18 protein-coding genes and 1 pseudogene are annotated in these 23,516 nt (G+C 57.2%); 17 read left to right on the top strand and 2 right to left on the bottom strand.

The window, feature by feature from the left end:
- Window positions 1-54: 54 nt before the first annotated feature.
- On the bottom strand, window positions 55-1,809 hold the full coding sequence (locus DSM100238_RS01140; RefSeq protein ID WP_152354895.1) for a GspE/PulE family protein: 1,755 nt from the start codon (window positions 1,807-1,809) through the stop codon (window positions 55-57).
- A 408-nt stretch (window positions 1,810-2,217) separates the two neighbouring features.
- On the opposite strand from DSM100238_RS01140, the gene DSM100238_RS01135 reads away from it, so the two are divergent.
- From DSM100238_RS01135 to pilO, 9 genes are all read left to right on the top strand, one after another.
- Complete coding sequence (locus tag DSM100238_RS01135) at window positions 2,218-2,688, top strand: type II secretion system protein (RefSeq protein WP_240812266.1); 471 nt, start codon at window positions 2,218-2,220, stop codon at window positions 2,686-2,688.
- Window positions 2,689-2,838: 150 nt separating this feature from the next.
- A complete protein-coding gene (locus DSM100238_RS01130) occupies window positions 2,839-3,600 on the top strand; it encodes a type IV pilus modification PilV family protein (RefSeq protein WP_240812279.1) in 762 nt (253 codons plus the stop codon).
- 13 nt (window positions 3,601-3,613) lie between these two features.
- Entirely contained in the window at window positions 3,614-4,411 is a 798-nt protein-coding gene (locus DSM100238_RS01125; RefSeq protein WP_152354892.1) for a PilW family protein, read from the top strand.
- A 659-nt stretch (window positions 4,412-5,070) separates the two neighbouring features.
- Window positions 5,071-6,321 (top strand): type II secretion system F family protein, encoded by a 1,251-nt coding sequence (locus DSM100238_RS01120; protein WP_152354891.1) that lies wholly within the window; start codon window positions 5,071-5,073, stop codon window positions 6,319-6,321.
- Window positions 6,322-6,384: 63 nt separating this feature from the next.
- Entirely contained in the window at window positions 6,385-8,868 is a 2,484-nt protein-coding gene (locus DSM100238_RS01115; RefSeq protein WP_152354890.1) for a hypothetical protein, read from the top strand.
- Window positions 8,869-8,874: 6 nt separating this feature from the next.
- Window positions 8,875-9,765, top strand: coding sequence for a prepilin peptidase (locus tag DSM100238_RS01110; protein WP_152354889.1), 891 nt, complete (start codon window positions 8,875-8,877; stop codon window positions 9,763-9,765).
- Between the two features lie 33 nt (window positions 9,766-9,798).
- Window positions 9,799-10,842 (top strand): type IV pilus assembly protein PilM, encoded by a 1,044-nt coding sequence (pilM, locus tag DSM100238_RS01105; protein ID WP_152354888.1) that lies wholly within the window; start codon window positions 9,799-9,801, stop codon window positions 10,840-10,842.
- Window positions 10,839-11,774 (top strand): hypothetical protein, encoded by a 936-nt coding sequence (locus tag DSM100238_RS01100; protein WP_152354887.1) that lies wholly within the window; start codon window positions 10,839-10,841, stop codon window positions 11,772-11,774. The genes pilM and DSM100238_RS01100 overlap by 4 nt, the downstream gene beginning before the upstream one ends.
- 21 nt (window positions 11,775-11,795) lie before the next feature.
- A complete protein-coding gene (gene pilO, locus DSM100238_RS01095; RefSeq protein ID WP_152354886.1) occupies window positions 11,796-12,431 on the top strand; it encodes a type 4a pilus biogenesis protein PilO in 636 nt (211 codons plus the stop codon).
- 1,100 nt (window positions 12,432-13,531) lie between these two features.
- Here pilO and DSM100238_RS09605 read toward each other — a convergent pair.
- On the bottom strand, window positions 13,532-13,660 hold the full coding sequence (locus DSM100238_RS09605; protein ID WP_276608006.1) for a hypothetical protein: 129 nt from the start codon (window positions 13,658-13,660) through the stop codon (window positions 13,532-13,534).
- A 793-nt stretch (window positions 13,661-14,453) separates the two neighbouring features.
- Here DSM100238_RS09605 and DSM100238_RS01090 point away from each other — a divergent pair.
- The 8 genes and pseudogenes from DSM100238_RS01090 to DSM100238_RS01055 all read left to right on the top strand — a co-directional run bounded on the left by DSM100238_RS01090 (window position 14,454) and on the right by DSM100238_RS01055 (window position 23,511).
- Window positions 14,454-15,974, top strand: a complete 1,521-nt coding sequence (locus DSM100238_RS01090) for a glycine--tRNA ligase (RefSeq protein ID WP_152354885.1) — start codon at window positions 14,454-14,456, stop codon at window positions 15,972-15,974.
- Between the two features lie 446 nt (window positions 15,975-16,420).
- Window positions 16,421-17,656 carry a tRNA dihydrouridine synthase DusB gene (dusB, locus tag DSM100238_RS01085; protein ID WP_240812265.1) on the top strand — a complete coding sequence of 412 codons (1,236 nt, stop codon included), beginning with the start codon at window positions 16,421-16,423 and terminating at the stop codon, window positions 17,654-17,656.
- Window positions 17,657-17,782: 126 nt separating this feature from the next.
- Window positions 17,783-19,087 (top strand): cell division protein FtsZ, encoded by a 1,305-nt coding sequence (ftsZ, locus tag DSM100238_RS01080; RefSeq protein ID WP_152354884.1) that lies wholly within the window; start codon window positions 17,783-17,785, stop codon window positions 19,085-19,087.
- A 34-nt stretch (window positions 19,088-19,121) separates the two neighbouring features.
- Window positions 19,122-19,604 carry a cell division protein SepF gene (locus DSM100238_RS01075; RefSeq protein WP_152354883.1) on the top strand — a complete coding sequence of 161 codons (483 nt, stop codon included), beginning with the start codon at window positions 19,122-19,124 and terminating at the stop codon, window positions 19,602-19,604.
- Between the two features lie 241 nt (window positions 19,605-19,845).
- Window positions 19,846-20,127, top strand: a complete 282-nt coding sequence (locus tag DSM100238_RS01070) for a YggT family protein (RefSeq protein WP_152354882.1) — start codon at window positions 19,846-19,848, stop codon at window positions 20,125-20,127.
- 237 nt (window positions 20,128-20,364) lie between these two features.
- Window positions 20,365-21,795, top strand: coding sequence for a DivIVA domain-containing protein (locus tag DSM100238_RS01065; protein ID WP_152354881.1), 1,431 nt, complete (start codon window positions 20,365-20,367; stop codon window positions 21,793-21,795).
- A gap of 40 nt (window positions 21,796-21,835) precedes the next feature.
- Window positions 21,836-22,324, top strand: a pseudogene (locus DSM100238_RS01060) (signal peptidase II); the annotation flags it as partial.
- 245 nt (window positions 22,325-22,569) lie between these two features.
- Window positions 22,570-23,511, top strand: coding sequence for an RluA family pseudouridine synthase (locus DSM100238_RS01055; RefSeq protein WP_152354879.1), 942 nt, complete (start codon window positions 22,570-22,572; stop codon window positions 23,509-23,511).
- Window positions 23,512-23,516 lie beyond the last annotated feature (5 nt).

Genomic DNA, 23,516 nt, shown 5'->3' with positions numbered 1-23,516 from the left:
TGTAGCCCGTGCGCACCGGACGGTGTGTTGCGAAAGCTTAGGGGTGTTCGTCAATCAGACGGTGACTCGCAGGACTTCTTCGACTGAGGTGATCCCGGCAAGCGCCTTCTGCCATCCGTCTTCACGCAGGCTGGTCATGCCAGCCTCGGTCGCTGCTTTTTCGATTTCGAGGCTGGTCGCGCCTTTGGCGATCAGGCTTTCCATCTTTTCGTCCACGCCCATGACCTGCTGGATGGAGACTCGGCCCTTGTACCCGGTATTGGAGCATTCCTGACAGCCGACCGGGCGCCACACGTCGGGCAGCTCGTCGCCCTCCTGATACGGTACGCCAAGCATTTTGAGCTCGGCGGCGGTGGCTTTGTCTTTCCGCGCGCAACGTTTGCACAGTCGGCGTGCCAGTCGCTGTGCCATTACGGCTGCGAGCGAGGAGCTGATGAGGAACGGCTCGACGCCCATCTCGGTGAGTCGGGTGACCGCGCTCGGGGCGTCGTTGGTGTGCAGGGTGGAAAGCACCAAGTGGCCGGTCAGCGACGCTTCGATGGCGATGGTCGCTGTCTCTTGGTCTCGAATCTCGCCGATGAGCACGACGTCAGGGTCGGCTCGCAGGATGGAACGCAGCGCCGCCGCGAAGGTCAGGCCGGCTTTGACGTTGACTTGTACCTGATTGATGCCTTTCATACGGAATTCGACCGGGTCTTCAACGGTGATGATGTTGATTTCCGGCCGTGCCACGTCGCCCAGCGTCGCGTACAGGGTGGTGGACTTACCGGATCCGGTAGGTCCGGTGACGAGCACCATGCCGTATGGGCGTTGGTAGGCCTTCTGGAAGACCTTGAGGTTGCGTTCTGAGAAGTTGAGGTCTTCGACTTTGAGGTTGCCTGCCGGAGTTGACAGAATACGCATGACAACGGTTTCACCCCACACGGTCGGCAGGGTGGCGACACGAAGATCAACGCTCTTGCCGCCGTGCCGGACGGTAATACGGCCGTCTTGCGGGCGACGGCGTTCGCCGATGTCGAGGTCGGCCATGACCTTGATACGGCTGATGACACCTTGGATCATGGCTTTTGGTGCGCGTTGAAATACGTGCAGCACGCCGTCGATACGGTACCGTACTTCGAGCCCGTCTTCCTGCGGTTCGATGTGGATATCTGAGACGTTATCGTCGATGGCCTGGTTGATCAGCAAGTTGACGAATCGGGCGACGGGGGAGGAGTCTTCTTCATCGTCGGATTCGAGGTTGATTTCTTTCTTCGCTGTGGCGGCGATTTCGTGGGAGATTTCGTTGAGCTCGTCGTTGGCTCGCAGGTAGCGGTTGAGCGCGGTTTCCATCTGCGAAGGCATGGCGACCATGGGCAGTACGGTCATGCCGGTGGTCGCGGATACGCCGTCGACTGCGGACAGGTCGCGTGGGTTGGCCATGGCGAGGGCGAGGCGGCCGTTGATGATGGAGATCGGCAGCAACTTTTCGGCGCGGCACATCTCGGCGGGCACTTTGTCAATGACGCTGCGGTCGACTTGGTATTCGTTGAGGTCGACGAACGGCAGGCTCATGCTTTGCGCGAGTTCCATGGCGAAAGCGCGTTCGGCCTTTTCGTCCGCCATGAAATCGCCTGTCATGGATGGCGCGGTGGTCGGATCGAAGCCGCTGTTGGTGGCCGCATGCTTGGGGGCATTCGGCTTGAATACCATTGAGGTGTCGTATGTTGTGGTCGGATCCATGTGGGGGGTCTGCGGTGTGCTCTGTTGCTCGTCTTCCTTTGGCCGCTTGCGGAAGAATAGCCCTCTCGAGTTGGTATCCTCGCCCATGATGTAAACCCTCCGTCCTTGGTCCGTGGCGCTCGGCGCGCTTTTCCGGCTTCGGTTGGGCGCGCCCATATACAGCTAACTATACCTTGAAATGAGAACGTTTGCTTACCGTGTTGTATATCTGTCGCATCGTCACGCCAATTCAGGGTGTCCCGTATGCGGCATGCGGTCCAATCGTGCTGGCATACCGCGGGCGACATGCCATGAAACGTTTAATCCATTCTCATTGCACATGTTTTCATTGCTACATGATATATGTCACACAAAGTGATAAAATGTCGATATCCGACAGGCACGTATGTGTCAAGTCCCATTGTTGGAACATGACTTACGCCCGGCATTCATGGTGACAGGTGTACGCGCGCCCTCGGTGAGTTAAGCGACTGTGGTGTTGCGGAGGTGGTAACCATGAGAGAGGCAATGCGTAAGGCCCGCAGTGAGCAGGGGTTCAGCTTGGTTGAGCTCTTGGTTGTTGTCATCATTATTGGCATTCTCGCTGGTGTAGCGGTTCCTATTTATCTGAATCAGCGTAAGTCGGCGTGGCGTTCATCGGTGCAGAACGATGTGCATAATGCTCAGGTGACCATCGCTACCGCTATGACCAAGACCAAAGACAGTGAAAAAATCACGATGAAGAGCAACGATTCCTCGCAAAAGTGCAGTGAATCGGAATGCACATTCACCCAAGCTGGCGGCACCATCGGAGGCAATGCCATCACGGTGTCCAAAGGCAACACCATCAAAGTAGACATCACGTATTCCACATCCAACGGAGGTACCTCTTACACCATCAACGGTGGTAACGAGAATCTCGGCGGGTACGAATACACCTACCAGAGCACAACCGGATCGCTGGAGTGGCATCCGCATAAGCCGTGAACCTGTTGTCGCCCGCAGCTGTTGAGATCTGCGGGCGACAACTGGTGGATGCTTGTTATGTGCGTCGCCAACGGTCATATTCAAACAGCAAACGGCCATGTCAGCTGGGGCTCATACCTGGCGTAAGAGAGGAGAGACACCGTGGGTCATATGAAGGGTGGGAGGCAGTCGCTGCGTAAACGTATGCAGCGGGGCTTCACCATGGTCGAGGTCATTGTGGCAATCGGCATGCTGACGCTCGTCGGACTCGCGGCGGCACAGTTCGCCATAACCGCCGTCCATTCCTCGTATGCGCATCAGCAGCGTTCCATCGCAGTCGGGCTGGCTGAATCCGGCATGGAGCAGGTGCAGGAAAGCGTGAAGGGGAAGGACGGCAATACGATTTTCTCCACGCTGACTTCAGGCATGGCAAAATCCCAGGCTCAAGAGGCGCTTAAAACGGCTTCTGATTTGAATGTCATTGAAAACGCTGCCGACACGATTGATTTGGGATGGTCTGATACTCCCAGCGCTACGGCGATTCAAGCCAAGGTCGAGACGACCGATCAGCAGGGCAAAGGCACCACGTATACGGTGTATACGGTTGTCGGCAAGTGCTACCGCCTGTCTACGCAGGCTTCCTGCTTGTCCGCTGCAAAGCAGGGCTTGGTAACGACAGCTGGTGCAGTTGGATCGTTCAAGTATGTTGGCCAAGGCAATACCGCCGTTGAAGCCGCTTCGATCACCGATCCCACGAAGTTTCCGACCGGCCCGTTCAACACCGGCACGGCTGCAAGCCAGACATACTCGCCGATGGTTCGTGTGGTGGTGTTGGTCACTTGGCCTGACAGCCAGCATCAAGGCAAGACCTGCTGGTACAGCACGGCTACCATTCTCGACGGCAGCAACGACGACACCTTGAAGACCAAGTGAGGCGGTGAACCAGATGGATAACGGTATGAACGGCATGGAACAGTCGGGTCGGGCATCATACGCACGCCGCAATCGTCAGGAACAAGGTGCGGTGTCCGGGGGATTTACCGGGGCGATTTCCTCTTGGTGGCACAAGCTGAGGAGTGCAGAAGGACAGCGCGGCGTTTCTTTGACTGAACTCATGGTGGCGCTTGGCATCTTCCTGCTGTTTTCCTCGGTATTCACCGCCAGTGTGATGCAGTATCTTAGGTCCACCAGTTCTACTGCGGTGCGCGCTCAATCTGCATCCAATGTCATGATGGCCACTCAGCGTTTGGAACGGTTTATCTCGTATTCCAATTCGATTGGGTACGCGACAACTGGTGGCTCGAGCGGAACCACCGATAAGAACACGGTGCTGATTTATTCGGCGCCGTCATCCGGTAATGACTCCGGCGTGACCAGTGCCAGTGTCGGCCAGTGCATCATGCTGTATTACAAGCCGGCGACTTGGTCGAGCGGCAATTTGCAGAATACGGGCACGTTGTATTATCAGACGGCTGATGTGGACAGTACTGGTGCTCATGGAACCTATTCGACGAAACATGCGTTGTTGAATTCGATTACCAATGCGCCGACTGCAAGCGGGCTGAGCAAAGCTGATTTGCTTACGGTCAAGTCTACGGATACCTTGCAGTTCTCTCCGGTGGTAGGCCAGTACTCAGGTAGCAAACTGGTCACCTCGAATACTCAGGTGACATTCAGCTCGAGGAATTCTTCCGCTGCTGATCCTTCGGGTGGTGCTGCGATTACGTACGAGGCATGCCGCTGATACATGTTCAATACTGAGTATTTGTCTCAAGGCATGAGGATGTTCTGACAGCGTTTGCAAGTATTGTCTGAATGTTTCGCTGAATAGGTGATGATGCTTGAATCGTTGAACGTGGAATAATGAGGGCGGCGCTGTATGATGGGGCGGCATGTTGGAATGAACATGCCGCCCCATCACGTAAGCAATGACAGTCATCACATGTCACTGGCATGAATCCATCGCACGGGGATCGCGGTTTGTGAAGATTTTCCTTTCCACAGACGGTTAACTGGCGGTTGTTGTCGTCATTGTCACTGCAATCGTTTACAATAGGGGGTATTCAATCCCCCGAAGACGGGGGTGCAGAAAACCGAAGAACCTGAGTTCGAAGGAGAGATTATGAAGAGCGTTCAGAACGCGCTGAACAGTCGTAAGAATCGGCGCATTACTGGTTGAATGAATCAGCTCAACCCGGCAGTGCATTCCGCGCATGAGGGGGTGCACTGCTTGTCCGTGTCGTCTCCGGGCGCCACGGGCACAACCGTAACCAAGCATCGTGCTCCTCTGCGGTGCTTCGGCTACGTTCATGCACAATCCGGATGTAATCCGGCGGTTAGAGAGAGTACGGAGGGGACGCCCATCAGGGCGTGAACACGGGAAACACAACAGACAGGGTAAACATGCCACAGGGTCAAGCAAGTAAGACCGCAGTCTGGCGGTACAAGGGTGTAACGACGGATGGCACGCGCAGGCAACAGGGCACGGTCGAGGCGGCGACGCAAGATCAAGCGATAGCCCGCATCACGAAGCTCGGCATCATTCCCACAGAAGTGGTGAACACTGCTGAGGCCAAGGGTCTGAACATGGAAATCGGCCTTGGCTTTACCAAGTACCCGTCCAAGAAGGACTTCGCGGTCATGTCGCGTCAGCTGGCGACGATGGTCACCGCTGGTGTGTCGTTGACTCGTGCATTGGGCATCGTGGTCGACCAGACACCGAACCAGAAGCTTCGTGATTCGCTCCGCCATTGCCTGACGGATATCGAAGGCGGTAAGTCGTTCTCTGATTCCATGCAGGATCAGAGTGATGTGTTCCCGGCAATCATGATTTACATGGTCCGTGCTGGTGAAACAGGCGGCTTCCTTGACGGTGCCTTGAACACCATCGCCTCGAGCTTCGAAGCGGATGTGCGGTTGCAGCAGCAGATCAAGTCTGCTATGGCATACCCGGTGGTGGTGTTGTGCATCGCTTTGCTGCTCGTGGGCGTCATGCTCCTGACCATTGTGCCGACCTTTAAGAATATGTACGATTCCATGGGAGCGGAACTGCCTGCCGTCACCAAGGTGCTGGTGGTTATGGGGCAGGCGGCGCCTATCGCCATTCCGGTTCTGGTCATCGCAATCGTCGTGTTCTCTGTCTGGTGGCGTCGCAACCGCAAGGAAGTGTTCATCCGCCGTTGGTGGGAGCCGTTCAAACTGAAGGCACCGGTGTTCGGCAAGTTGAACACGAATGTGGCGTTGGCTCGGTTCTGCCGCAACTTCTCGTCCATGCTGCATGCAGGCGTTCCGATTACGGACGCTCTGGACATTGTCGGTTCGACATCGGGTAATTACACGATTGAGAATGCAACCCGTACTGTGAGCACGGAGATTCAGAAAGGTCGCCGTCTGGCCGATTCGATGGCGATGGAACCGGTGTTCCCGAACATGATGGTCCAAATGGTTGCCATTGGTGAGGATTCTGGTGCTGTCGACCAGATGCTTGACAATGCGGGTCGCGCGTACGACGAGGAAGCTCAGTCGATCGCCAAGCAGCTGACCTCGCTGCTCGAACCAATCATGATTCTTGTTCTCGGTATCATCGTAGGCTTCATGGTCATCGCACTGTACATGCCAATGTTCGACATGTTTAACGCGATCGACAACATGTGATCACGGTCGCAAAAGCGCTCCTTAGGTGGAAATCACAGCATAGGAAACAGCGAAGAGGTTGTCATGAAAGAGTCAGTGTTGTGGCGTCGTCTTGATCGCGCGGTGGGTACGCGGCTGCGTGCGCGCTACAAGAACAGGGAATCGGGCGTCGCTATGGTAATGGCGCTCATGTTCATACTCGTCGTATTGCTCACGTCGACATTGCTGCTCGGCATTCTGCTGTCACAAGCGTTGCCGTATCGCAACAATGCGCGCAACGCCCAGGGCAAGGTCGCCGCCGAAGCAGGTTTGCAGGCAGGTCTGAGCTTCCTACGCACGGCTGAAAGTTACTATGAGACCGGGAACTACAGCAAGCTGATGCCTGCCACGGCTGCCGACCCGAGCAAGCCGAGTCTTGACGAAACCTATGCCATGGAGACAGCCACGGCCAGTGGTTCAACCACTGGAACGGTGAAAGTTGTGGCGTTGAACTATGTCCCTGTTGATGACACCTCGTCCGGCACCACGGCGGTATCAACGTCATCCGCCACTCATAACCAAAAGCTGTCGTACCGTATCCAGATCGGCTATTATGACGGTGATCCTGATGCCGGTGGCAAGATGGTTACTGATGCGACCAAGCTCTCGAGCGTGAAGTACGCCGTGGTGGTGTCGTACGGCTATGTCAACCGTTACCCGGATGGCCGTACTTCTGGTACCGAGGCCGACCCGGTGCGGACCGCCGCGGCGAAGTACAAGTTCGGGCAGTCTAAGGAGCTGCCGGGAGGTGGCGGCGGTGGTTCCCCGATGCGCAATAAGCCCATGGAAGATACCAGTTCGCCGTGGATTATTGTTTCTTCCTACACCAGTGATAAGAATGGTGACTTGGAGGAAGTTGTCGCCGAAAACAGTGTAGATGATAACGGCTTGCTTTGGGGAGATCATCTCAAGAAAGCTGTACCGGATCCACGTAATGATTTATGTTATGTTGCAACAACCGATACAACAGGGAACATTGATCCTACTAAATCAGCGATTGTTGGCTCTGCGGTGAGAGTATTCAGAAAAGCCGTCCAGAAACCCGGTACTACCAATACATATGTATATTCGGAGTATTGCAAGCAGCACGGAAAATATAGCTCGCTGAATCAATGGGTTTATGGGAAAGACGATAGTATTCGTCTGGCGTCAAATACTAGCCTGTGCATGACTGGTGTAGATATCTCACATCGTTCGGTTGCTGGAGGTACTGGAACTGATGGTGTGATTCGTTTAACGACGTGTGGCAATAGCTATTCTCCGGCTGTAAGTGACGGGAAAGTGGTTCCGGGCGTAGGCTTGACTTGGAAAGATCAAGGATATGATGCTGCCGCAGAATTGGCTGATGCCAACAGTTTGCTCAACAAATACCAGAAATGGGGTTTCTACTACGGATTCGTGAATGCCGGATATCTCAACTTTGGAAAGTATGGTTCTGGTCAGGAAAATACGCCGCAATACTCCACTGGCGCTTTCCATACGAATGGAAGCCAATATCGTCATACTCTGTTCCAAACTATGTATGCGCAAAGGATTGCGAACGCTAATGTGACACCGAGCGCAAAATGGGGACAGTGCGATGCTGATGTTTCAAGTAAGCAGTACGAGGGTACAGACTCTTGCTATCTTTCATCCTCGCAATGGACTGAGAACTTCGGCGATAAAGGTAGCAAGATTGGCTACACATTTGCTGAAAGTCTAGGGTCAGGCGGCGAAGCGGGATGGAATACGAACCAAATCGTGTCAAGTTCTGGTTCGTGCATGCATGCGTGGTCAAACGGCAATATGGTTGCTACCAAGCAGTGCTATGTCAATGCCGCACCGTCATATTCATATTGCTATTCCACGGCAATGAATGGTACGGGAGACATCGATGAGAATAGCTCTGGGTCGTGGATTTATGCATGCCCACAGACGAGCAACAACGTCAATTGGAAAACCGATGGCTTCTGGTATGATAAAGGTAGTGATGGAGCTGCTGGCAGGAAGCTTACGACCATCACTTCTCAGTGGTCTCAGAATGGTTGGCGTCCGCAGGCGAATGGCTCTATTAAAACGTACTGCTACTACGTTAATAGTGCCACCGTTGGAGAAATTCTTCACTATAAAGAAGGATCTTGCCCTCTTGATGTCGCTAACACAAATACCTTCTATAGATATGAGTATGTAGGCGAAGACAGCATCTTCAATTATAAGTTTGTGCTTGCCTCTACAGCTGACTCGTCATCACCTCTGTGTTTGACAGAGATGTCTAACGGTATGGAGGGTTATACATACACGGGTGAGACTGGAGTTGGCATTGCTAACGACTACTTCAACACACCCGGCAGATATTCGCCTACTGTTGCTCTGCAGAAATGCACAAACAGTTCAAAGAATGCGCTTGGACAAACAATTACGCCGCAGGAATGGAATGGTTCAACAAAACCCAAGCCAGGTCCGGGCAGCGGTACGTATGCCCCGACTGTGAAATCATCCGTCAGCTACGCATCCAGCAAGTACGTGGACGCTGCGAACTGGAAGTGGTGATAGGCTGTGTTGACTTCCTCCATCCTTGCCACCGGTGATGTTCTGGTCGGCTATGGTGTCCCGCATCTGGATACGAACGCGTACGGCGACGGTGTCACGACCGTGGTGCTTGCCGTCGTCGCGTTCGTCATCGGGTGCTTTATCGGTTCGTTTCTCAACGTGGTCATCTGGCGTGTGCCGAACGGCATCAGCTTGGTCAGCCCGAAACGGAGTTTCTGCCCAAACTGCAAGTCCCCAATACGCTGGCATGACAACATTCCCGTTATCTCGTACCTGGTGTTACGAGGCAAGTGCCGCGACTGCCATCAGCCGATCTCCGGACGGTACCCACTCGTCGAACTCCTCGGCGGGCTTATGACCATGCTCGCGGTGATCGGCCCGGCATTGCACCTGTACCCGGTATGGCTGCTGCCGGTCACCATATACTTCGCATGGCTGAGTATCGTCATCGCCTTCATCGATATCGACGAACAACTGATCCTCGATATCATGACCTACCCGTCCATGCTGCTGATCCTTGCCCTGCTCGCACTCGCCTCATGGGGTACCGGCTCATGGACGCCACTCCTGCGTGCCGTCATCTGCGGGGTAGCTCTTGCAGCATTCTATGTGCTACTCGGCTTCATCTGGCCGAACGGCATGGGACTTGGCGATGCCAAACTCGCCGTCATCATCGGGCTTATCCTCGGATGGCTCGGCATACGGCAGCTCATCGTCGGAGCGTTCGCTGCGTTCATCGTCGGAGGGATCTGTGCCCTCATCCAAGTGGCGCTCAAACGCATCAAGATGAAAGGTGGAGTTCCATTCGGGCCATACATGCTCATCGGAGCGTGGCTCGGCATCTACTTCGGAGCTCCCATCGCCAACTGGTACCTAACGATTTGCGGGCTTAACTAGTCCACAGAAAAGAGAAAGGAAAAGGAGGAAGCTATGAAGCCAATCACGACACTGTCGCTGTCGAACGACGCGATTCGCGCGGCCGTCATTGCCAATCCCTACACGGAACGGCCGCAGATACTGCAATACCGCACAATCGGGCTGCCAACCGGCGCGGTCGTCGACGGTGAAGTCGTCGACCCGCAGACCGTCACCGGCCTGCTCAGGGGACTGATCAAAACCGCCAAATTCCCCAAAGACCTCGCGCTCGTCTACACCAGCCGACGCGTCGTCTACAGGGAAATGACCTTCCCGGAAATGCCGCTCGCCGAACTGCACGACACACTACCCTTCCAGGTGAAGAACTACATCGCGTTGCCCGTGGACGACTCCATCATCGACTTCGTGCCGCTTACCCGTGAAGAACAGGCACAAGGCGCAGTGCTCCACGGCATGGTCGTAGCAACCCTGCGCACCGGTGTGGAGAAGACTACGTCAGCCATTCAAAACGCAGGCTTCGCGGTGCGATCCGTGGACGTCAGCGCATTCTCGCTCGCGCGAGTCTTCCGCGATCAGTCACGGGAGAAGGCCATCGCCGTCGTCAACGTCGGTTCCAACAGCACCGACGTCATCGTGCTTTCGCAAGGCCACCCGGTCGCACTGCGAGCCGTGCCGTCCGGTGCGGACGACATCACCCAGGCCGTGGCCAAGGCACTCGACATCCCGTTCGAAGGCGCACTCGAAATCAAGAACCGCATCGGCCTGCAGAACGTCGTCGGTGATGAACGACTCGAAAAAGCCGAGGAAATCATCCGCGACACCACAGCACAGCTGATCGTCGGTATTCGAAACACACTCAACGTGTACAACACCGACCACCCCGCGCAAGTCGCGGACGATATCGTCCTCGTCGGCGCAGGATCCATGCTTGCGGGCTTCCCGCCCGTGCTCGCCAGCTCCACGAACAAAACCGTCACCATCGGCGACCCGTTTGTTCACTTCATTGTTGGAGAGGACGCCAAGCGGCAGAACATTAACGTCCACGGACCCGAATATGCGGCGGTCCTCGGGCTTGCACTAGGAAAGAGGCCACGATGAGCGCATTCAACAAAGGCAGCCACAGCGGCAAAGGCGACAAGTCAGCGTCTCGCCGCCAAGGCAAGAACACCGATCACAAAGACGAAAACAAGGCAAAGGGGAGCATCCTCAACGCAGACCTCTCCAGCCTCGGCAAGTCCAAGAAGACCGGCAAACTCACCCCACCTGACCAGTGGAGCCTAAGCGTTGACCTCCTGCCGAAGTCCGTCGCTGCAATCAACAAAGACCGTGCAATCGCCAAAGTCATGGGCTTCGTCACCGTTGGTGTGCTCCTGCTGTGCATCATCGCAGGACTCGTCGCCAACCAGTTCGTCGTCGCCGCGCGTGGCGAAACTGATGACGCAAGGCTTCAGCAAACCTCACTGACCGCACGAAAAGCCCAATTCAAGGACATTCAGGATGTCCTTGTCACCTCCTACGACATCAACGTCGCGCGAGTGGCGGCACTGTACGGTGAAGTCAACTGGCTGACCGTCAGCGACCAGCTCAACGCGTCACTGCCGGAAGGCGCGAAGTACACGAGCCTCCAGCTGAGCGAATACCAGCTCGGTGGTGGCTCCACAAGCGCCGCTTCGGACTCCAACGTGTGGGGTGGCAACGGTGTGATTCAAGTCAGCTTCACCGTCTCCTCGCCGAACTTCATCTCCGCACAGCAGTTCATCAACAACTTCTCCGGAGTCAACGGCTTCGTCACCGGAGACCTGAGCTCCGTCTCAGGCGGCCAGGACAGCGGATACACGTACACCGGAACGCTGGCGCTGAAGCTCGACGGCAACACCACCGAGCGAAGCGACAACTCCGGCGGTACCTCCAAGACCCTGCGTGGCATGGTCACCACGCTGCGAAACCAGCTCTCCGCAGCCGCAGAAGGCACCGGAACAGCGGACAGCTCGAGCTCGTCCAGCTCAAGCTCGTCCAGCTCAAGCAACTAAGGCACCACCAAGGAGATAACGATGAATTTCAACAAGCACAAGGCGATATGGATCGGCCTGATCGTCCTCATCGTGATCATGATCGGTGTCACCTGGTCGTCCGTGATCATGCCGGCTACGGATAAAGTCCATCAGGCACAAGCCGAAACCGCGCAAATCGACAAGCAGAACGATGCCCTGCAGAAGGATATTGACCTGCTCAACACGGCAAGCGCTACGCCGCAGATATATAAGAGCCGTCTGGCGCAGCTGCAGCGAGAAATCCCGACCAGCTATAACCAGTCCGAGTTCATAGCGTCGCTGGATGGCGCTGCGGCAGCATCAGCCACAACCATCCAGAGCGTGAGCTTCGGCACCGCTGCGTCGGTGACGCTTCCGGGAGATACGGAATCGCAAATCAGTGCCAAGACGGTTGTCGGCGTGCCGGTGACCATCACCGCACAGGGCGGTTACGATGCGCTGCGCAACTTCGTTGACCAGGTTCAGCGAATCAGCCGTATCGCCGTGCCGACGAGCGTGAGCTATTCCGTTGCCGATGATGATGCGCAAAGCACCGTGACCATCAACAGCTCGATCCTCGCCATCCTCGACTCTGGCTCAAGCAGCAACGCATCCTCCGACGCCATCCAGAACGCAGCTTCGTCTATTTCCAAGTGACGAAGTGGCGTGGTGTGCGGGTGCGGTGCTGGGCCGGTACTGCGGACGTGCGCAGCTGTGTGGTGCCACGGGATGTGGTGCCGAGGATCCGGGACTGCGGACGTGGCACCACGAGCGGCGCGTTGCGGGTGCGGTGCTGTACACGTGAGCATCCGCTGCACGCCGGGTCTGGGTGCGATGCTGCGGGTGTGACGCTGTGAGTGTAGTGCTGCGAGTGTGACGCCACCGATGCGGGTGATCAGCCAAGACCGCTGGATAGCATGGCTGTCTGGTTGGTTTGAACGGTTGATTTGCTCAGTGAACTATGCGGGCGGGAACCTATTGAGTGGGTTCCCGCCCGCATCGCATATTCAGATTCAGATGGCGAGTGAGATTCGACGACGGCATCTTGCTGACACACGCTGTTTGTTACCTGTTAGTGCGCTTGCTGTTGGTGTACTTGTTTGTTGTTCGTCGCCGGTGTCCACTGTCAGTTGCAGGTGCCATCCGGTGTTTTGCGATCCGTTGTGCAATGCTTGTGTTTTGCCATCGACTGTGTTGCCGTTGCCCAGTCATCGTTCGTCTTGTCGTCGTTGCCTCGTCGTCGCGGTTGACGTTGCTGTCGTTGCTGCCGGTGCGTTGTCACGGTGCCGTCGCTGCCGGTGTGGTGTCGCTCTGCCGTGGCTGATGTGGCTGCTGTTGCCAGTTGTCGCTGTGCTGTTGCTGCTGTCTATTGTCATCGTGCCATCGTCGTTTTGTCGTCATTTTGTTGTCGTGGTTGACGTGGCTGTCGTTACAGACGTTGTTGTCGTTGTGTTGTCGCTGTGCGGTAGCTGACTGGCTGCTGTTGCCAGTTGTCGCTGTGCTGTTGCTGCTGTCTATTGTCATCGTGCCATCGTCGTTTTGTCGTCGTCGTTGCTGACGTTGCTGACGTTGCTGACGTATGGCTGCCGGTGTGTTGTCGCTGTGATGTAGCTGCTGTCCTCTGTCGTCGTGTCATCGTTATTTTGTCGTCGTCTTGTATCGTCGCTGGTGCATCCGCCGTTGTTGGTGTCCGTCGTCGTTCTGCGGTTGCCTCGGCCGATGCCGTCGTTGTCGTCTTGCCGTAGCCGCCGGTGGCGTCATGTCGGTGTCTTGTCGCCGTTGTCGCCCTTACCAGTGTGCCAAGTCGTCGTATTGTCGTTGTCGTCGTCACCGCCATACCGTCTTCGCAGCCATACCGGCATGACAGTGACGATTCTCTTCGGCACGTTGGGAGGACTACTCGTTTTGTGAGTGGATCCTCACATTGTGATGGGTCGGGGTATGGGGTTGGTGGGGTTCGGGGCTGTGGAGTACTTGGTTTGTGAGGGAATCCTCACACGGTGGGGTCTGTCGGGGCGGTGGTGGCCGTTTCTTGTTCCTTGGGTACCCGGTTTGTGAGTGGATCCTCACATGGTGGTGGTTTGGGGTGTGGGTTTGGTGGGGTTTGGAGGTGTGTGGTACCGGGTTTGTGAGTGGATCCTCACACTTTCATGCCTGTACAACCAGCGTGATGCTCAATGCTGGTTTGAGTGCTTGACGGTGTATGTCGTTGGATACGTGGTGGCTTATTTCGTGGTGGGGTATGGGGGAGTGTGGTGTGGTTTGGCTGGTTGTGTATGTCGTGGCATGCGCGACGGTGGGTATTGGGACCGGGTTCTTCGGTTGGAGTCTCTGAGCAGGTACTTGTGTATGCCTTGGCATGCGTGGTGGTGGGTTTCTTTGCTGGTTCCGGGGTGGGGTGTGGTGATGTGCTGGCTTGTGTATGTCCTGGCATGCGCGACGGTCGGTTTCTCTGCCGGGGCAGTGGGTTTGAGTCTGTGAGTTGGTGCTTGTGTATGTCGTGACATACGAAACCAGCAACTTACCTCGCTCGCCCCGCCGCCGCCCGCCTCGCCTCACCTCGTTCCGCCGCCGCCCACCGCGAATCCGCCGGATTCCGCCACCTGTCCCGTGTCAGAACGTATCGGTAAGCTTGGGTTCCGTCATACGTCCCAAAACCGTCAAACCAGAAGGTGCATTGTGGCTAGTTCTAAACTCGATGAAGTCGTCTCCCTCGCCAAGCGTCGCGGGTTCGTGTTCCCCGCGGGCGAGATTTACGGCGGCACCCGTTCCGCGTGGGATTACGGCCCCCTTGGCGTCGCGCTGAAAGATAACATCAAGCGCGAATGGTGGCGCTCCATGGTCGTCACCCGTGGCGATGTCGTCGGCGTGGATACCTCGATCATCCTGCCTCCGGAGGTGTGGGTCGCTTCCGGCCACGTTTCCGTGTTCAACGATCCGCTTATCGAGTGCCTCAACTGCCACAAGCGCCAGCGTGCTGACAAGCTGCAGGAATCCTACGCGGAGAAGCATGGCGACAAGATGCCGGAGAACGGCCTCGCCGATATCGTCTGCCCGGATTGCGGCGTGCGCGGCAAGTGGACCGAGCCTCGTGATTTCAACATGATGCTGCGCACCCATCTCGGCCCGGTCGAGGACGAGAATTCGCTGCACTATCTGCGTCCGGAAACCGCACAGGGCATCTTCGTGGACTTCAAGAACGTAATGATGGCGAGCCGTTCGAAGCCGCCGTTCGGCATTGCGAACATGGGTAAGTCCTTCCGCAATGAGATCACGCCGGGCAATTTCATCTTCCGTACCCGTGAGTTCGAGCAAATGGAGATGGAGTTCTTCGTCCAGCCGGGCACTGATGAGGATTGGCATCAGTACTGGATTGACACTCGCACGCGCTGGTATCTCGACTTGGGTATCAACCCGGCGAATCTGCGCCATTATGAGCATCCGAAGGAGAAGCTCGCGCATTACTCGAAGCGCACGGTTGATATCGAATACAAGTTCGGATTCCAAGGCTCTGATTGGGGCGAGCTGGAAGGTATCGCGAACCGTACGGACTTCGATCTTTCTGCGCATGCGAAGCATTCCGGTGAGGATTTGAGCTACTTCGACCAGGCGACGGGCGAAAAGTATGTCCCGTACGTGATCGAGCCGGCTGCCGGTTTGACGCGTTCGCTGATGGCGTTCCTTGTGGACGCCTACGATGTGGACGAAGCCCCGAATACCAAGGGCGGTGTGGACAAGCGCACGGTGTTGCGTCTCGACCCGCGTCTCGCCCCGGTGAAGGCGGCGGTTCTGCCGCTGAGCAAGAAGCCGCAGCTGCAGACTATCGCGCACAATCTTGCTGCCGATCTGCGCCAGCATGAGTGGATGATCGACTATGACGAGGCGGGCGCCATCGGCCGTCGTTATCGTCGTGAGGATGAGATCGGCACTCCGCTGTGCGTGACTGTTGATTTCGACACGCTTGACGACAACGCGGTCACGATCCGTGAGCGTGACACCATGCAGCAGCAGCGCGTCAGCCTTGACAAGGTCGCCGATTATGTGGCGGATCGTGTCAGCGAGAAGCGCGTGCGTTATCCGGAGGGCCCTGCCAGTGTCACCGGTGTCAAGGCCGCTGACGGTGGCGTGGATGTCTCGAAGGAAAGCGGCATTGACGAAACTCAGCCGGTGAAGATCGCGGAGGCTGGCGGACTGTACTGATATCGCTATCGCGCGCGTCATTCTTCTACAAACTGGTTACGTTGGGAAGCTGCTTAGCGTAGCCAGTTTGTGGGTGTGTGCGGTGGGGGAGCGCCCGCCTGCCTGCGCGTTATCCTTCTACAAACTGGTTACGCTGGGAAGCCTCTTAGCGTAGCCAGTTTGTGGATATGCAGCCGGTTGGGTCATGCGTGTTGCAGATCAGCTGTGCAGGGGCTCCATGCAGCAAGACCGAATAGCGAAACAGGCAGGACTGACCAGATCAACCGGACTGACCGGCTCAACCGGACAGGGCGGATTGGCCTCGTCTGCCTGATTGCCAGATCAACCAGCCGGGAGAAATGAGTCAGGCTAACCAAATGAGTCAGGCTAACCAAATGAATCAGGCTGACCCGATAGATCAGGCCAGCCGCATTGACCAGATGAACCAGACAGAAGGAACCAAGGGTATGAGCAAGCATGACGAGGACATCATCGACGAGCGTGGTGATTCCAGGCTCGGCGAAGATCCCCGATCTACGGCGATAGCAGGCCCGGTGCATATCGAGCCTGTGGACTTGGGGCGTATCCACGTTCCGACGCCTGTCATGCTGTCCCCGATGGCCGGGGTGACCAATTGGCCGTTCCGTGTGATCTGCGAGGAATACGGTCCAGACGGCCTGTATGTCGCCGAAATGATCACCGCACGCGCACTGGTCGCTCGCAATCCCAAAGCTTTGCGTCTGTGCCGTTTCGCGCCCAGCGAGCGTATCCGTTCCCTGCAGCTGTACGGTGTGGATCCGTCCATCGTGGAGCAAGCGGCGCACATTGTTGTGGACAACAACATGGCCGATCATGTTGATCTGAACTTCGGATGCCCGGTGCCGAAAGTCACCCGTCGTGGCGGCGGTTCCGCGCTCCCGTGGAAAACCGACCTGTTCACTGAGGTCATCCGCCGAGTGGTGTCCGTCTGCTCTCCGGCGGGTATTCCGGTGACGGCAAAAATCCGCGTCGGCATCGACCATGAGCATGAGACATTCCTCGAGGCAGGTCATATCGCCCAGGAGGAGGGGTGCGCTGCTGTGACTTTGCATGCGCGTACCACCGCCGAATATTATGGCGGGCATTCCGATTGGAGCCGTATCGGGGAACTGGTGGAACATCTGGATATCCCGGTGTTCGGCAATGGCGATATTTGGGGTGCGGACGATGCGTTGGCGATGGTTCGTGAAACGGGATGCGCCGGTGTGGCTATCGGGCGTGGTTGCCAAGGCAGGCCGTGGCTGTTCGCCGATATCAAACATGCGTTCGCAGGCAGCGATGAGAGAACGAACCCGAATTTGGGGCAAGTATGCGATGTGATTATGCGCCATGCCAAGCTGCTCACCGAGTTCTACGATGGTGACGAGCGCATGGCGGTGCATGACTTGCGCAAACATATCGCGTGGTATCTCAAGGGATTCCCGGTCGGTGGCTCTACGCGGAAAGCCTTCATGGAATGTGAAGATATTGCGGATGTCCGGAAGGTCATGGATACCCTCGACCCGGATGCCCCATATCCGCAGCGGATCATCGATAAGCCGCGTGGTCGTGTGCGATACGCGAAAAAGGTGCACCTGCCATACGGCTGGCTTGAGTCGAGGACCACAACGCATGAACAGCGAGAAACGCTGTTCGGTGATGATCCAATGGACGTAAGCTATTGACAGAACATTGGCAGAACCCTTGGATGCTCCGCGACACGTGAAAAAATCGCGGTACACACCAAGAAATAACGTATGTGTTACTGGTTTTGCGCTACAGTTGAGCATAACCGTAAGTGACAGGAGACAATGGTGAGCGAGATTGCCCAGACAGACAATTTCAACGATAAGACCAACATCAAGGTCGTGGGGGTCGGCGGAGCCGGTGGCAATGCTGTCAACCGAATGATTGCCGAAGGTCTGCAAAACGTTGAATTCGTGGCCGTCAACACTGATGCGAAAGATCTGATGCGTTCAGATGCCGACATCAAGATCGCGCTCACCGATGCCACCAGCCGTGGGCTTGGCGCAGGCGCAGACCCGGAGAAGGGCGCCAAAGCCGCACAGGACCACCAGTCCGATATCGAAGAAGCCCTGAAGGGTTCGGACATGGTTTTCGTGACCTGCGGAGAGGGCGGCGGCACCGGTACGGGTGCCAGCCCGATTGTCGCGCGCGCCGCAAAGCAGCAGGGCGCACTGACCATCGCCGTCGTCACCAAACCGTTCAGCTTTGAAGGTCCGCGCCGCGAAGCCTCCGCGGAACTTGGCATTGAGAACCTGCGCAAGGAAGTCGATGCGATCATCGTCATTCCGAACGACCGTCTGCTTGAGCTTTCAGATAAGTCCATCGGCATCGTTGATGCGTTCAGAACGGCGGATACCGCATTGCTCGCCGGCGTGCAGGGCATCACCGACCTGATGACGAACAACCCGTACATCCATGTGGACTTCTCCGACGTCACCACCATTTTGCGCGGCGCAGGAACCGCGCTGTTCGGCATCGGTTCCGCGCGCGGAGAGGACCGTGCCACCCAGGCCGCGGAAATCGCCATCAGCTCGCCGTTGCTCGAGGAAAGCATCGAAGGCGCGCAAGGCGCATTGGTCAATATCGCCGGCCCGACCGACTTCGGTCTGCTCGAAGCGAAGAACGCCGTCGCACTGGTCCAGAAGGCCATCCATCCGGAAGCCCAGATTATTTGGGGTCTTTCCCTTGACGACGCCTATGGCGACGAAGTGAAGGTCACCGTCATCGCAGCAGGCTTCGATAAATCCGGCAAGGAATCGGCAGATGCAGGTGCTGCAGCGGCTGCACAGCCGCTCACTGCCGCCGCGCAACCGACGCAAAATGCGACCACCCCGGGTGCCGGTCAGCAGCAAGCGCAACCAGCCAGCGGGAATCTCATTGACGCGGGTGCCCAGAATCCGGCATCTCAGGCAACCGAACGTCCGAGTGCCGCCCCGTTCGCCGCACCGCAACAGCAGAACCCCGCAGCCGGCAACTACGGTTACGGCAGCTATGGTCAGTATGGCGATGACAGCGATGCAACCACAGAACATCGTGTTGTTCCTTCGAATGATCCGGGCGATCTCGACATCCCGGATTTCCTGCGGTGAACGCGTAACGCACGAGTAAGCAAAAGGAGCTGAGATGGCTGGGTTCATGAAGAACGCGATGTCCTATCTGGGCATGTCCGATGTCGTCGATGACGATGACGATCTGCTCGACCAGGAGGACGACGACAAGGAGTCGGCTTTCGATTCCGATCACACGGTTGCGCCGATATCAGCGTCACAGCCTGCGAGCTCGGCGTCGACGTCCTCAAGCCGGGGGACCAGCAAGTTCCCGGCGCGAGTGGACCGGATCACGACGATTCATCCGAAAACCTATGATGATGCTCAGCTCGTGGGGCGTGCCATCCGTGACGGCGTGCCTGTCGTGCTGAATCTCACGGGGGTTCCCGAGGCTGTCGCGTATCGCATCGTCGACTTTTCGGCGGGTGTGGTGTTCGGCGTGCGCGGATCCATCGAGCGCGTGACCCCGCGAGTGTTCCTGCTGAGCCCGGCACAGATCAACATCAAAGTCGAGGAGCCGGAATCCAAGGGGGCCGGGCACGATCTCTTCTCCGACTGACACGTTGGTCGCGCGTTGATTCAGGTCGCGTGTTGATTCAGGTCGGTTGAACGTGTTTCGCCGATTCCGATAGCAGTCGGCAGGTGGCTGGTGCCACACGACTGCCTGTAATCGCAATCCGTGCCGCATATGAGCGCCGCTCCTCGTGCAGGCTGCGCGGGTGAATAGCGTGATGCATGGAAATCGTTGGAGGGCTTCGATGAGCGCGTAACCATCGAAGCCCTCCTGCTATGCTGAACCTGTGCTTGCATATTTGGCAATTTTCGTGATCAACCTGCTGCTCGATGCGTATATCGCCGTGCTGTTCATCCGCATGATTCTCGACTGGGTGTTCATGCTGGCGCCGCAATGGCATCCGGGGCGCATCGCGATTGACCTCATCGATCTTGTCTACGATCTGACCGAACCTCCGCTGCGGTGGTTGCGGCGATACATCCCGCCCCTGCTTTTGGGACCGATCGCAATCGACCTGAGCTTCATTGTGTTGTACGTTGCGCTCGGAGTGTTGCGCGCGCTGATCTGAGGCCGTGCGGGTTTCATCGGGTTCGTGCATGCTGGTGCGTGCAGAACGTGCGTCGGTGCAAGCTGAGGCTGGCCGTGGTGATGCTTGCCGGGGCATATGATTGCCCGTCGCCGTCGCGACAATACGATTGCGACACGAAAAAAGAGTGCGAAATCGGTCAGGAATTCATACGGGTCGTGCTAGCATCGGTATAGATACCGTCACAGCGAGGCATTACTCAAAGCGAGGTGGAGATTTATGGCTCTTTTGACGCCAAAGGATATTAGGGAGCATACCTTCCAAACGGTACGCTTCAAGGAAGGCTATGACGTCGATGAAGTCGACGACTTCCTTGATCAAGTCACCGAGACGGTTGAAGCTCTCGGCAAGCAGGCGATGCAGAACGGCCCGTCCACGCAGCCTCTCGGCCAGGATGTGGCGAATCTCAATGCCAAGATTTCTGAGCTGAACAACCAGATCGAGTCTCTGAAGAAGGAGAACACCGATCTTAAGGCTGTTGCGGCGAACGCAGGCAATGCCAGCGCGGCGGATCAGGCTGCAAAGACCGCCACCGAGCAGCTGCACAAGGCCGAAGAGAACAATCGTGCGCTCGCTGTGCAGAACGATCAGTTCAAGCGCCAGAGCGAGCAGGCCACCATGCTTGCCCAGCAGCTCAAGCATGACAACGACCAGCTCACCGAGCAGGCCAACGGGCTCAACCAGCAGATCGAGCAGGCCAAGGCGCAGGGCGAGCAGCTCAAGAACCAGAATGCCCAGCTCAAGAGCCAGGTCGATCGTCTGAGCACCCAGATCGACCAACTCACCGCGCAGGCGGCCAAGGAAGCCGGCAACAAGGACGTCGCTGAGCAGCTCAATGCCGTCACCCGTGAGCGTGACCAGTTCCGTGCCAACACGGAGAATCTCAGCCGCGAGCTGGCAACTGCGCGTCAGCAGCTTGCCGTCCAGCAGCAGGCGGGCACGCAGGTCAAGGAACTCCAGCGTCAGCTCGAGGAGTCCCGTGAGCGTGAGAACAAGCTTCGTGCGCAGATCGAAAAGGTCGAGCCGAGCACCGAAACCGGCAGCCTGCAGAAGATCGCAGGTGCCGCACAGAGCGCTTCCAGCGAACCGGAACGCGCCACCGCGATGCTCACCTTGGCCATGCAGCTGCACGACCAGTATGTTGACAAGGGCAAGGCCAAGGCCAAGGAAATCACCGAGGCAAGCCAAGCCAAGTACGAAGAGCTTGTCACCAAGGCCAACGACTATTCAAGCCGTACCCGCACCGAGGCTGACGACTACAACAAGACCACTCGTGCTGACGCTGACGCGTACAAGAAGCAGGTTCACTCCGATGCTGACGGCTACTCTGTCAAGACCCGTCAGGACGCCGACCTGTACGCGAAGAACAAGCGTGAGGAAGCCGACAACTACGAAGCTGAAGTGCAGCGTCGTGCCGCCGACTATGACAACAAGACCCGTTCCGGCGCAGACAACTACGCCAAGCAGGTTCGCAATGAGCTTGAGAACCAGGTCAAGGTCATCGAAAGCAATATCCAAGGGCTCAAGCAGTTCGAGACCGAGTATCGTACCCGTCTCACTGATTTCCTTGGCCAGCTGATGAATCAGGTGTCCGATTCCAACAACTACAGCAAAGTGGACCAGTCCCAGTCCAGCCCGCGTCGCCACTGATCGCGCTCCGGTCAGGTAACGGTTTTCAGGGTTGGAATCAATGCATCCACCGAAAGTAACAAGACGGTCGCGTAGCAAGTACGTGGCCGTCTTTGCTGTTGTGGCAGTGATCGTGCTCGTCCTCGACCAAGGGACAAAAGCGTGGGCGAAGCAGGCGCTGTCAGGCGGCAATATCATCGAGGTTATTCCGCACGCCTTGAGGTTTGTGCTCGTGCACAACCCGGGCGCATCACTCGGTTTTGGCTCGGGACATACATGGATCATCTCCGTGCTGGCCATAGTAGCGTGCGTGTTGCTGGCGTTCGCGTCCGCTCAGACCGATTCGCACGAGTGGGCGGTCATGCTGGGAGCGGCGTTCGGCGGAGCAGCTGGCAATTTGATTGACCGTGTCGCATACGCGCAGTATGGGCTTGACGGTCGTGTCGTCGATTTCATCGACTACGGCTGGTCGGTCGGCAACGTCGCGGATATCTTCCTTACCCTTGCCGGGATTGGCGTTGTCGCGCTCGTACTGCGCGGGGTCGCCTTCCGCAGTGGTCGTGATGGGCGCAAGGCCATCATGGGTGATGAGCCTGACGGTGAAGACACTGATGGTGACGTGTCCGGCCATGACGAGCCGGTCGTCATGCCGCGGCAAGCATCGCAGCCGGGCGAATACGCAGACGGTGCCCGGCGGGACGTTGAACCGCACGTTGAATCGCGTGTCGCACATGCCGACAATGCCGGAACCGCCAACAAGGATAGCGAGGTGAACGGCCAGGGGAGTGAGGCCCGATGAGTCGTCTTGCACCAGCCCCCGACGCCCTGATCGGCAAGCGTTTCGATGTCGCCGTCTCCAAGATGCTCGGCATGTCACGTGCAAAAGCGGCGGAACTGATCGAAACACACCAGGTCCGTGGCCTGAACCGTGAAATGGCCAAGTCAAGCACCCTGCTCGAAGGTGACATCGTCGAATTCGACCTTGTTGAAGAACGGCAGGAGCCTGAGCCTCTTGCCGAGGACATGGCTGTCGCCTATGAGGATGACGATGTGATTGTCGTAGACAAGCCGGTCGGGGTCGCTGCCCACGCCTCAGTCGGCTGGACCGGTCCGACTGTTTTAGGAAGCCTGCTGCAGCGTGGCGTGCATATCACCTCGCTTGGGGCGGCGGGTCGGCAAGGCATTGTCAGCCGACTCGATGTCGGCACAAGCGGGCTGATGCTCGTATGCAAGTCGGATCTCGCATACAAGGAGATGCGCCGGCAATTCGCCGAGCACGAGGTCGTGAAAACCTATCATGCGCTCGTCCAAGGCAATCTCAAAGAAGACAAGGCGACCATCGAGGCGCCGATCGGACGCGCCAAAGTCTCCGACTTCCGATTCACGGTCACGCCGACCGGCAAAGAGGCGATCACCCACTGGGACGTGCTGGAGCGCTTCGGGGAAGCCACGCTGGTCAAAGTCAATCTCGAGACCGGCCGCACCCACCAGATCCGCGTCCATTTCTCGTCCATAGGTCACCCTTTGGTAGGCGATCCGATGTACGGAGCGAACCCGGTGATGGCGAAGGAACTGGGGCTTGAACGCCAGTGGCTGCACGCCATGCAATTGGAATTCCGCCACCCGCGCACCCGTGTGTGGACGACCGTCAAGTCGCGGTACCCCGCGGATTTGCAACACGCATTGGATTCGCTGGAAGCCAAGCACGCCACGCCGCCGGTCAACTCGCTTGGTTAGAGTGG

The sequence above is a fragment of the Bifidobacterium apri genome (genome assembly GCF_009299485.1).
Lineage (GTDB): Bacteria > Actinomycetota > Actinomycetes > Actinomycetales > Bifidobacteriaceae > Bifidobacterium > Bifidobacterium apri.
The sequence above is the reverse complement of the archived record's forward strand: the minus strand, read 5'-3'. Positions and strand labels throughout refer to the sequence as shown.